Annotated in this window: 10 protein-coding genes; 1 reads left to right on the top strand and 9 read right to left on the bottom strand. The window is 41.5% G+C overall.

Annotated elements, in window-relative coordinates; translation table 11 throughout:
- Positions 1-117 precede the first annotated feature (117 nt).
- The 6 genes from MHI35_RS08665 to MHI35_RS08640 form a co-directional block, all read right to left on the bottom strand.
- Positions 118-498 carry a NucA/NucB deoxyribonuclease domain-containing protein gene (locus tag MHI35_RS08665; RefSeq protein WP_335349394.1) on the bottom strand — a complete coding sequence of 127 codons (381 nt, stop codon included), beginning with the start codon at positions 496-498 and terminating at the stop codon, positions 118-120.
- Between the two features lie 262 nt (positions 499-760).
- Complete coding sequence (locus tag MHI35_RS08660) at positions 761-1,669, bottom strand: trypsin-like serine peptidase (protein ID WP_335349368.1); 909 nt, start codon at positions 1,667-1,669, stop codon at positions 761-763.
- A 194-nt stretch (positions 1,670-1,863) separates the two neighbouring features.
- Positions 1,864-5,007, bottom strand: coding sequence for a bifunctional cytochrome P450/NADPH--P450 reductase (locus MHI35_RS08655; protein WP_335349367.1), 3,144 nt, complete (start codon positions 5,005-5,007; stop codon positions 1,864-1,866).
- Between the two features lie 21 nt (positions 5,008-5,028).
- Complete coding sequence (locus MHI35_RS08650; RefSeq protein ID WP_335349366.1) at positions 5,029-5,607, bottom strand: TetR/AcrR family transcriptional regulator; 579 nt, start codon at positions 5,605-5,607, stop codon at positions 5,029-5,031.
- Positions 5,608-5,828: 221 nt separating this feature from the next.
- Positions 5,829-6,539 (bottom strand): DUF421 domain-containing protein, encoded by a 711-nt coding sequence (locus MHI35_RS08645; protein ID WP_335349365.1) that lies wholly within the window; start codon positions 6,537-6,539, stop codon positions 5,829-5,831.
- A gap of 64 nt (positions 6,540-6,603) precedes the next feature.
- Positions 6,604-8,820 carry an RNA ligase gene (locus tag MHI35_RS08640; RefSeq protein ID WP_335349364.1) on the bottom strand — a complete coding sequence of 739 codons (2,217 nt, stop codon included), beginning with the start codon at positions 8,818-8,820 and terminating at the stop codon, positions 6,604-6,606.
- A 110-nt stretch (positions 8,821-8,930) separates the two neighbouring features.
- On the opposite strand from MHI35_RS08640, the gene MHI35_RS08635 reads away from it, so the two are divergent.
- Positions 8,931-9,122 (top strand): TIGR00366 family protein, encoded by a 192-nt coding sequence (locus MHI35_RS08635; protein WP_137054585.1) that lies wholly within the window; start codon positions 8,931-8,933, stop codon positions 9,120-9,122.
- Between the two features lie 12 nt (positions 9,123-9,134).
- Here MHI35_RS08635 and MHI35_RS08630 read toward each other — a convergent pair whose 3' ends face one another.
- From MHI35_RS08630 to MHI35_RS08620, 3 genes are all read right to left on the bottom strand, one after another.
- On the bottom strand, positions 9,135-10,043 hold the full coding sequence (locus tag MHI35_RS08630; RefSeq protein WP_088002863.1) for a DMT family transporter: 909 nt from the start codon (positions 10,041-10,043) through the stop codon (positions 9,135-9,137).
- 146 nt (positions 10,044-10,189) lie between these two features.
- Entirely contained in the window at positions 10,190-10,912 is a 723-nt protein-coding gene (locus tag MHI35_RS08625) for a LutC/YkgG family protein (RefSeq protein WP_335349363.1), read from the bottom strand.
- A complete protein-coding gene (locus MHI35_RS08620; protein ID WP_335349362.1) occupies positions 10,912-12,333 on the bottom strand; it encodes a LutB/LldF family L-lactate oxidation iron-sulfur protein in 1,422 nt (473 codons plus the stop codon). The genes MHI35_RS08625 and MHI35_RS08620 overlap by 1 nt, the downstream gene beginning before the upstream one ends.
- Positions 12,334-12,336: the final 3 nt, after the last annotated feature.

The raw sequence follows: 12,336 nt of genomic DNA, 5'->3' as shown, positions 1-12,336 counted from the left end.
TTGTCTGTCTTTGTATCTTATAGATCAATTGTACACTGAATCTTTTGTCCCTGCTAACTCCAATACGCTCTGATCAAACAAAAAAGACACCTACTCACAGGTGCCTCTCTTTTAGTTTTATTTCACAATAAATAATATTCTTTTCCCATCAGGATACCCACTCATCTGGTGTCCAACCCATGAGCCTGCTCCCCTATTATCAGAAGGGCTGACATATTGAACACTCGCCCCTTTTCCTCCTTCAAGACAAACGGCCATTGGCCACTCATCTCGGTCGAATCCTGGTTTAGTCGGAATGCCTTTTAAAGATTCTTGCCTGCGGGCATCTGCTCCATTTCGGTCTATCGTACACACATGTGAATGCCCTTTTCGAATGGCTTCTTGAATATGACTGCCTGTTTCAGGGTACCGTTCCTTTGGAAATTGAATGACATGATCATATCGATCCGCACCTTTTGCCGCATGTTCCTCCCCAAATCCACTTAACAGCGTGCCCATCCATATCACAAAGCATAAAGCGACAGCAGTCATCCAGCCTCTTCTCATCTTCAAAAGTGTGAGACCTCCTCATTTTTTTCAAGCAGAATCTTGACTTAAAGGGAATGTGTCATTTTAATGTATGAGTCGTTCTCGAATGACATGTGAAAAAAATGAAGAGGCTGAGAGGTCAATGGATCTTTCAAGCGTATACAGATAGACACTTGTTTCCATATAAAAAAGCTTGTCCCCTATGAAGGAAACAAGCTTTAGCCCCTAGCTTTTATTGCGCTTTTGCATAGTTGATAAATTCAACAAAGGCAGCTGTCGCTTTTGGACCGCCATTAATCGTTCCGTTTGAATACCCTGCGTTATGAACCCCAACGATTTGCTGATTTTGATCTAGCATCGCTGAGCCTGAATTTCCGCTAAATGTATCAATCGTATAGTATGCGAGGTTCGTATCTTCTCTTGTCACAGAACCTGACATCTCCCATTGCGAGATCTTGCCAGTCGATCTCATTTTATCACCTGGATATCCAGAAATTTTAATCGTTGTCCCAGTTAAGTTTGTCACCTGACGGATGGAACGGTAACCAACTGTATTGCCAATGTTCGTGTCTGTTTTGATCACGGCAAAATCATATTGGCTCGCACCTGTATTGATATATCCACTTGGTACATAAAACTCTGTCATATTTGCTGACCCATTTACCGCAGTGCTATCATTCATCCCTGGATACACCGATCCTTTAGTACTATAACTCCTCGATGCTGTATTGTACACGCAGTGTCCGTTTGTCAAAATTTTGTTAGGGGCAATCAGTGTCCCCGTGCAGCTTGAGCCGCCAAATGTAATATAAGCAATTGAATTGTATGGTGCTACTCTTGTGTTTGCTACTTTTGTTCTACCATCGTCTCCAATGACGACTTTCGTTTGAGAGTCTTTTAAATATTTTGATAGTGGTTTTACTTTTTCGCCAACAGTAGAAGATAGATCATCCACTTTGTCAAAGGATGAGGGGGATTTCGAATCATTGTGGAAATCACTTGAAGAGATCACCTTTCCATCAGAAGTCACCATGTCATAATCAGACGTTAGTACTGAATCCGATGCCGCATGGGCAAAACTAGGCACACTTAAAGCACCAAAAACGAGTAGAGAAGGGAGTAACATTTTCACCTTTTTCATCATATTCCTCCTTTATGTCCTATATCAAAAATCATACGATTGTTTCATATTGGAGTAAATGAGAGAATATTCTTATTTTTTCAAAATATTTCATTATTAAATTAGGTGTTTTGAATCTTTCCAACTTTCATTCTATCGATCTCACCTTTCTTAATGAAAAGGAAAAACCGCCTAATTGGCGGCCTTTCCTCTTGTTAGCTCCATACATCTTTTACATATCTATTATTATTTGCAAGGGTTGTCAGCCAATTTTCAGCTTCTTCCTTCGAGCATTGTTTCTCGTGTTGATAGAGGTCGATCAGTGTCGCCTCTACGTCTGGTGCCATGACTTTTCCGTCCCCGCATACGTAAAGATACGCACCTTCATCGAGTAATTTGATGAGCATACCGCCGTCTTCTTTTAACAAATGCTGAACATATACTTTTTGGTCTTTGTGACGAGAATAAGCCCGGCGGATGTGAACAACTCCTTTTTGCGCTGCAAGCTGCATTTCCTCAAAATACAGATCATCTTCATGAGGGTGACGGCAGCCAAAATATAGGTGAGCTTCGCCTAGTCGCTTCCCTTCCTTCTGCCACACTTCTCTTGCCTGAACAAATCCTCTAAATGGAGCGATTCCTGTACCAGGTCCGATCATGATCATCGGTGTTTCGGATGAAGGTGGCAGCTGGAATCCTGCCTGCGCTTCGTGAAGGAAGCAGGCGACTTCTTCTCCTTTTTGCAGATCACATAAATAGTTTGATGCGACTCCTGCATATTCACCGCGGCCGCTCCACGCTTTCCCTTTCACAACCGCTACTGTGATACTGACTCTTTTTTCATCGACTTTTGGTGAGCTCGAAATTGAATAATAGCGCGGCTTCAAACCTGGTAAAAGTGCTAAAAATTGCGCAAATGGCATTTCACACGCTTCATATTGATCTAGTAAGTCAAGCATGGTGACTCGTTTCTTTAAAATAGCTTCTTGATATGCTTCACCAGCCATTTGCTCAAGCTCCACGCGGTGAGGCGGACAAACTGTATATGAGGCGAGCTCTCTTAGCTGCGTACGTGTTGCCGGTTCTTGAAGCTCAACATGTGACGCAAGTAATTCTCTTATTTGAATCGGCTGACCTAAAGGTAAGTGATTTGCTTCTTTCTCAGAAGAAAGCTTGATGTGCTGCTTAGGATCTAGATTGAAGCGATCAATCACCCGCTGAACGAGTACATCACGATTTTTCGGAACAATTCCGATATGATCCCCTTCTTTGTATTTTTTCCCTTCAGGTAGTCGCAACTCTATATGTCTTGTTTTCCGCTCACTTTTTTGAGATTGTAATTCTTCATTTTTCAGTACAACAGCTGAAAAGGCACCATATGTTTTCGCCACAGGACGTTCTACTAGCTCATTTGTATAAGCTACTGATAGTTTTGGGTTTTCCTTACCTTTCTCTTGGAAGGTGAGCTGAAATTCTTTTGCTAACTGCTCGAAGACTGTTTTCTGAAATGTTTCTTTATCCTCATCCATATCTCCGCCTGCGTCACCTTCTCCTAAATCAGCTACACGCTTTGCCCCTTTACTTTCAAGTGCTTCGTCAATGAGACGAGGAATACGCTGGTACGTACTTGCCCAATTTCGATCCCCGCATCCAAACACAGCAAACGACACGTTTGTTAAATCCTGCTCTTTATCCTGCGTGACCCAATCCACAAATTTTTTCGCATGGTCAGGCGGATGTCCATTGTATGAAGCGGTCACGATGAAGACTGCACCCTTATCTGGTAATTGGCGTGCATAGTCATCAAGCGGAGCCGTGGTCACATCAAACCCTTTTGCTTTTCCGTCTTCAGCTAATTCATTTGCGATTTGCTGCGCTGTGCCAAGATTTGATCCATATAAAACAAGTAGTGGTGTACCATGACTCTTCACTTTAGACTCTTCAGTCGTTGTGCTTTTTTTCATCTCTTCTTTCGGTGGAGCCATAAAGAGTTGCTGCTTCCTTGGCCGCACTTTGATTTTAAAATCGTTTGGCTTAATCGTTAAAGATTCTTTTAAATCAAGCTCATATGATGTGTGATCAATCAGTTCCAGGTTGTGCAAGACCATTGCCAGCACCATTGTGGCTTCATGAAGAGCAAATTGCATACCAATACATGCACGCTGTCCATTCCCAAAAGGCTTGTAGGCATGCTGCGGGATCTTTTCAGGGTGAAGAAACCGCTCTGGTTTAAATTCTTCCGCATCCTCTCCCCATACTGCTTGATCACGGTGTAATTTAGGAAGCAGAATGGAAACACTTTGGTTCTTTTTAATCGAGTATTTCCCTCCGATGATTGTGTCCTCTTTCGCATACAGAGAGAACGTAGGCGCTGTTGGCCAGAGGCGAAGGGCTTCATTTAAAACCATACGAGTGTAAGTTAGTTTTTGTACCTGCTTAAATGTTGGCAGTTCCCCTTGCAGCACATCATCTGCTTCTTGGACGGCTTTCTTTAATTTTTCTGGATTCTTTAATAAGAAATAAATCGCAAAGGATAACAGTCCACTAGTTGTTTCGTGTCCAGCTATTAAGAAGGTAATGATTTGATAACGGATATTTTCATCTGACAGGCGCTCACCTGTTTCAGGGTCCTTTGCATGAAGCATGAGGGACAGTAAATCATTGCCCGTTTTATCTTGTTTTCTCCGTTCTTGAATAATGTCGTCTACTAATGTCTTCATAAAATCTACATTTTCTTCAAATTCTTTTCTTCTTTTAATCATTAATTTATCTGCAACCGGCAACCTACTCGCTTGTTCCATCGCTTCGTTTAACCCGTTCAGCATGCTTTCGATGAATGGATGCTGATTTTCTTTATAAAAGCTGTTAAATCTGAAGTCAAAACCACAAAGTCCAATCGTATCTAAAGTGAGCTTTGTCATATCCTCTGCTACTTCAATTTCTTCATCACGGCCTGTTCTTTGCCATTTTTGGACAAGCTGTGTGGCAATATCGAGCATCATCTCATGGTAGCCCTTCATAGCCTGCTGACTAAAGGCTGGCATCAAGATGTGATGAGCCTTTCTCCAGTTCGGTTCCTCTGTCCAGCTTGTAAATAACCCATCCCCTGAAAATGTTCTTACTTTATTCAGACTGCTCCCGATGAATTTATCAAAACGGCTCTCATCAAATACTTCTTTGGCAAGTTCATGGCTTGAAACAAAAATACCTGTTGCTTTTGAAAATTCAAATTGAAAGATCGGTCCTAATTCATCTGCCAGCCGCCAAAAAGCTTGAGAAAGCTCCCCCTTTTTGATATGAGGAATATTTTTAAAAGGTCCGTATGTTTTTGGTTTTGGAATGATTGATGTTTGTTGCATGATCCCACTCCCTTTCATTCATTAAGATGCAACGCTGATAGCGCGCCATAAACTTTGCTCAATGTCCTCTAGAAATTCAATCGTCGGCTCTATTCCGTCTGCAATAATTTGTTTATGCAGCTGCACAAAGGCACCAAATACAATCGATAAAATGGTTCTACCTGAGAGATTAGGATGAATCCCATCCCTTTTTCCTTCTTCAAAGATCAGGAATAATTCATTTAACAAATGCTGCATTTTCTCTTTGCTCGTCTCGTCTAAGTAATGGGATCGTCTATCAATTTCTAAGAAATATAGCCCGCTTGGATTGTCCTTTGTAAATAAAACGAGGCAATAGAATACATGCTTAAAGTACGCACGAATACTTACCTTTGGATCTGGACTGTTTGTGTTCATTTTTTCGATAAAAGCAGAAAGGCTACGCTGATACAAAATATTGACGAGTGCCTCTTTGCTGTCGAAATATCGGTAAATGGTTCCTGCTCCGACGTTTGCTCTTTTTGAAATCATTGGCATTGTGGTCCCATCAAAGCCCCGTTCAATAAATAAGTCTAGTGAAGCCTTCATGATCTGTTCTTGTTTATCAGTCACTGCTGGCACTTCATCTCCTCCTCTTTAGGAATGAACGTTCATTCCGCATGTGGCATATTATATTAATATTTTAATTTCTTCTATATATACTTAAACACACTTATTTTACTTCGTCATCACATTTTCTGAAAATAATAATAATTAAGAAATGATGCCTAGTCAGGTAGCACCCAAAGGACTTAGAAACATTGACAGATATGTGTCATGCGGGTGACCTCAGCACTATACCTTCATTCTTGATCAATCGGAGAGTGAATGTGATCATCATATGTATCAATATATAAGCTACCATTACTTGAACGGACTGCGTATACAATGTCCTTTAAGGAGAGCTGCCTTTTCTCAAGCTCTTCATCTATCCATTCCACAGTTAATTGATTTTCTTGAATGTTTTTCAAAATGAGCTTTCCGTCCATGATCACTTCGATCGGCATGTAGCCCTCTGCCTTCATATACAATTGAAGATCCTTTCGAGTGACATTTTCAAACGAAGGATATTTTTTCACTGACATATGTCCATCTGTTTCAATCATGGCAAATTCAACTTCACTAATATCAAAAATGTCTTTTTCTCTCAGCTGCTGATTTAAATAATCAAGGGTATACCTCATTCCCTTCATATTCTCTTCAAGAATTTTGCCATTTTGTATGACAAGGGTTGGTTTACCTGCCATAAATCCTCTCAATTTCCGGCTCCTTAAAGCAATCAGTGAAATCACATAAATGATCATGACAAGCGTGACAAAGGAAATCGTCGTGTGATGAAATGGAAGCGTTGTATTAAACGCGAGACTCGCCGCAATTGAACCTAAGCTGATGGCTGCTATAAAATCAAAAATATTCATTTGAGCAATGGTTTGCTTTCCAAGAAGACGTGCTCCGCCAAATAAAATCGCAAAAGCAAACATCGTCCGTAAAATGACTTCAATGTGGTCAGGCATGTCAGGGTCCACCTTTCAATTGCATCAAAAAAAGCCTTTTCCTTAGAAAAGACTCCTTTTTAGACTATGCATTTATTCCATCATTATTCAACTCTGCAACATCGCTTTGCTCAAATTGTGAGCGCAGCTCGATAATGGAGCTATTTCTCACAACATGGGCATCTTGCTCAAGAAGCCACGTATAAAATCTAGCTTGCTCTGCTGTTTGCAATGCTTGCATATATTTTTGCGTGGAACGCTTCTCTGCAACGCGCTGCTTGATCGCGCGCATCTGCTTCCAGAATTGATAATAAGGAAGTTTGAGCTTGGTCATAAAGCCGCGATGATCCTCAATGACATATCCCTCTTCTTTGATTGAGTCGTCATGGGAGACAGCCTGGTACCATTTATAAAAAGACGTCCAATCTTGGAACACAGCCACTTCCTGCTTGCTCGATATTCCAAGCTGTTCGCTTACTCTTTTCACTTCAGTATATGGTGCCTTTTCATAGCTTAGCTGACGCTTCACAATATCAAGCAAAATGAGTTGATCATGATCATATGTGATAATATGTGGGTCTTTCTCTGGCAAAATGACTTCAAACACAAGAGATGCATTGTGGTCACGTACATATGATTTGATGTAGTCGACCTGCACGTCTCCAAAAGTCTGATAGAATAACTCTTCCACCCAAGAAGCATGCTGGTTTTGCTTCACATGAGATGTATACGATTTAGACGTAAACACCAATTCATCTTCTATTTCGTTATACCCAACCGTCCCTAAATATCCATTTGCTTTATCAAAGACGGTAACAGGAAATTGAAGGTGGTTCACTAAATGATGCATTTTTGTCTCAGGACGCTCATCAATGTTAAAAAATTTGTTGTAGCTTCTTGAAACAATTTGCTTTGACACCATATTGACAAACAAGCCTCTTGCCTTTACATTCACATCATCCCACTGCCGTTCACTAAACGCTTTTTTCGTAAAATTAAAAGATGAAATATGGTGCGGAAGCTTTAATTCCTGTACATATTCATGTTGATCTAAGTGAGCTAAAAAGTCATCTAGTGAGATATCTGGTTGAATGGCAGCCGATGGTTTTTTCTCAGAAGCTCTATAGATTGGGTTGTCGATTTCATGAGTCTCAATCCCGTCAGCTGTGATTTTCAATACCCTCAGCTGTCCCCCGAATTCAACCTGGCCTTCTAGATTATAAGACCTTTCCGCTGCTTGAGTAGGCAGTCTGTATAAATTGCGATGCCCGTGAATTTGAATGACATCTAATCCAGCGGTATTTTGAACAAACAAGTGATCAATGTCATCTGAATATTCACCTACACCGTGAATAAGTTGCTGGGTTGAGACATGTAGAAGCTCTTCTGGCAAATGAGCAAGACCACCGTGGGTAACAAGAAATGTCTTGCCATGGTACGTAAAATAAGTAAGCTGATGAAATGTTCTAACAAACTTCCGTACTTCTTTTAAATCAAAGTCTGCTGCTTCAATTTCAGGTGCAGTATGCCTGTTGAACATATTGCTTCTTACTTTTTCACCATGTGCAAACCGGTATAAATGCTGATCATGATTACCCTCAATCACGATGACATTCCGGCATTCTCTATGTGCGAGCATCCATGCTAATACTTCCTTGTTTTCTATTCCTCTATCAAGCAAATCACCTGCAAAGATATAAAGTTCATTTTCTTTAATGTCTCCTTGCAAATAGGTGGTCAGAGCGGTATAACAGCCGTGAATATCTCCAAAGACATGAATGGCCTCATATTGATCGAAGGATCGAGGCTGATAGGTCATCACTTGCGAATATTCCTCAGGCTGCAAGACCGTCACCCATGATGGGACCTTTTCTGTTTTTAACCGCTCGTTCATTTGATATAAAACAGACTCCCGAACAACTTTGTGAGCTTCCCGTGAGCGATTTTGCAGGAGAGCTGTTTCAAGCGGCACCTGCGTGAAGTCGACGACATACACTCTGTAACGATACGATGTGGCCAGCGATTTATATTGAGATATCGATTTGCTTGAAATATGCGTGGCATCAATCACAGTAAAGTCTCCGCGTTCCATACGTGCTGTAAGCAATTCAAATAATAAAGACCAGACTTTGTGGTCATGTTTGCTTGAAATTTCTGGTTTCCCATTGACAGATAACTGAGGCGGCTGGGTCAAAAGACGGATTTGATCCGCTGATAACGTGTAAGGCTCTAAGCCTTGGGCTTTGATCCAAGTTGATTTCCCTACGCCTGGGAGACCTCGTAAAAGGACTAAAGTTCTCATATTGGTTCTCCTTTAACAAGTGATATTTTACCTATTATAGATAAATAATGGATAAATCTCAATCCTTAATTGATTATGGTAATATATAGATAGAAAGGGAGGTTTTACGTATGTCTAACGGAGAGAATATGGCATTTAACATAGGTGATCTTCTATTTCAAGTGTTCTCTCTTCTATTCATTGCTGCGATCGTGACGATCATTGTCATCGCTTTTCGAATGATCAGAAGAAAACGAATGGAATTGAAGAAGGTTGAGGAAAGATTGAACAAAGTGATTGAAAAAAACGATTTAAAAGAGTAAAAAATCCGGACTTTAACCGGATTTTTTTTGTTTCATCACAATTCCTTGCCGCTGCTGCATCAAAAAGAAAAAGACGCCTAAAAGGACAAGAAAACCGCCACACATTTGGAGCAGTGTGACTTTTTCTCCAAGCAGCCATACAGCAAGAATCGTGGCTCCAACAGGTTCGCCAAGGATACTCATTGAAATGGTTGTGGCATTAACATAGGTTAAAAGCCAATTATTAATGACATGAGACATGGTGGGGATGATCGCAAGCAATAAAAAGATCCCCCACTCTTTACCTGGATAGCCTGTAAAAGGAGTTTGCTGAATCAAATTGAACAAAATTAAAAAAAGACCAGCAAAACCAAACACACAAAAACTATAAATCCAATGAGATATCTTTCTGACAGCCTGTTGACCTATTAATAAATAACAAACAACTGCGATCACACTTAAAAAGGATAAAATGTCTCCTAGGATGGCTTCCTGGCTATGACCTATGTCTCCCCACCCAATCATAAGTGCACCAACAATTGCGGCACACATCGTCAAAAGTGCAGGTAGCGTCGTTCGTTCACGGAAAATGAGAAAGCCGCCTAATAAAGAGACCATCGGCTGCAGGGCGATGATAATAGTAGAGCTTGCCACAGTCGTCAGCTTTAGTGAGCCAAACCACAACACAAAATGGAGTCCTAAAAAGAAGCCTGACATACATAAGAAAAACCAGTCTCTTCGCTGAATCGAGAGAAATTCTTTTTTTCGTGGCAGAATAAACGGCAGCATAAAAACCGCGGCAAAGATCATTCGATACATGCTTAAAATAGCAGCAGGTGCATTTGACCATTTCACAATAATCGCAGAAAACGAAATGGCAATAATTGAAATCACAAGCGGTAGAGCAATTGATTTCTTTTGAGCAGTAGACTTCATGTCCATAAGCAGCAGCTTCCTTTACATCAGCAGTAGATGAGAAGTTCATCTTGTATGTCGTCATCTTACTATGTCAAATCCGCTAGAGGCAAGATGATTTTTAAACTTATGTAAGCTTTTTTGCATGAAAAAAGGCTTTCATCTCGAAAGCCCTATTCATCATCTATCAATAGATAAACCGCCCGAACGGGACCATGAACCCCTACTACCAAATTCATCTCAATATCCGCAGAGTTACTCGGACCTGATATGAAATGAATCGCACCTTTCGCCTGCTCTCTTTCTTCTACCAAGCGATTGAGAGTCGAAACAGCTTGGATCATCCGCGGAACCACCGTGCTTTTTTCAATACACACGATATACATCATCGGTAAAAAATGCAGTGCTCTTCCTTGGCCCTGATGGGATGAAAGGACGATCGTCCCTGATTCTGCTAAAGTGTAATCACTAAATACAACCGAATACGCCGCTTGTTCTGCTAGCCTGATATTTTCTTCCCTTGATGCCTCAGCATTCCAGCTTGTGACTGCGAATCCTTCGTGCTGCAAGCTGTCAAACATCGGATAAAATCCATACTGTTCAAAACGATGATCGCCCGATGTCATCACAGAACCCTCTCCATACTCTGTCATCAATGATCGTAGTGCAGAGGGCGCTTCCTCTGGGGTTGTTTCGACCACTCTTGTGTGAATTCGTTGACATTGCATCTTCAATTGCTCGACTAGCTCTTCTTTAGACAAAAGTCCGTTTGTTTCCCACTGAACTTGATGCTTCCAAGCCGGACGCTGAATCGATGCAGACGAGGATGAATCTTTCCCTAATTGCTGACGGATATGAGTTAAAAACGATTCTCGGTGAGTTATGGTTCCTTTCATCACTGCTCCTCCTTCTGTCTCTTTTTAAACCAATCTCTGAACCTTTCTTTACTTGGAGCTGGCAGGTCACGAATATCTGTCCAATTCTTTAAAGGGCCTATTCCTTTTGAAATCTGTCCGTTTGAAGCCATACGTTTCATCAATACAGGTGCTGCTTTTGTTCCGAATTGATACATCCCGGGAGTCGATGCGCCCATTCCGAACATTTTCATCGCCATCATTTCAGCTTTAGGCGCTCTCCCCTCTTTTTCCACGATGACTTGTCGATGTTTTATTAATAACTCGTGAAGCGGGATCTTTACTGGACAAGCATCTGTGCAGGCTGCGCAAAGGCTTGATGCAAAGGGAAGCTCTTGATAGTCATCATAGCCGCCAAGAAGCGGTGATAAAACAGCACCAATTGGTCCAGGGTAAATTGATCCGTATGAATGTCCGCCCACATGCCGGTAAACTGGGCACACATTGATGCAGGCTGCGCACCGGATACATTGGAGAACAGGCTGAAAGGCCGTACCTAATATATTGGAACGCCCATTGTCCACAATGACCAAGTGAAATTCTTCTGGTCCATCGACTTCTTCTTCTCCTTTTGGTCCGACGACAGAAATGTAACTCGTTAATTTCTGACCGACTGCACTTCTGCACAAAAGACCAACGAGGACATCTAGCTCCTCCATCGTTGGAACAATCCGTTCCATGCCCATAACGGCGATATGTGTCTTCGGGATAGCTGTGACAAGATCCGCATTCCCTTCATTTGTCACAAGGCAAATGGAACCTGTATTGGCAACAGCAAAATTACATCCGGTGACACCCATATCTGCTTCGAGGAACTTTTCACGTAATATGGCTCTCACAAAACTCGTCATATCTTCAGGTGTCTCTGACATCTCATATCCGAGCTTTTCGTGAAAGACTTCTCGTATTTGTTCTTTTGTCATGTGAAGAGCAGGTGCCACAATATGTGAAGGGGGTTCATGATCATCTACTTGCAGAATATACTCGCCAAGGTCACTTTCCACCACCTCACAGCCGATCTCTTCAAGGGCTTGATTCATTTCAATTTCTTCTGTGACCATTGATTTTGATTTAACGATCTTTTTGGCCTCTTTTTTCTGTGCCACATGTTGAATATACGCTGATGCCTCTTCTTTTGTTTTTGCAAAAAAGACATGTCCTCCGCGTGCACTAACGCTCTCACTTAATTGGTATAAGTAGTCATCAAGATGCGTCAGCGTATGTTGCCTGATTTCCTCGCCAAGTTCTCGCCACTTTTCCCAGTTACCAAGCTCTTCGCTCGCAGATAGCCGCCTTTCATACAAGCGTTCCTGCGCTGAGGAGACTGCCCCTCTCATAACTGTATCTTCTAATCCTTCTCCGATTCGTTCTTTAAAGGCCTTCGCTCCAATTTTCATACTCATGTG

Origin of the sequence: Bacillus sp. FSL K6-3459, assembly GCF_038003305.1 — a bacterium.
Taxonomy (GTDB): domain Bacteria; phylum Bacillota; class Bacilli; order Bacillales; family Bacillaceae; genus Bacillus; species Bacillus pumilus_O.
This window is presented reverse-complemented; position numbering and strand designations above follow the sequence as displayed.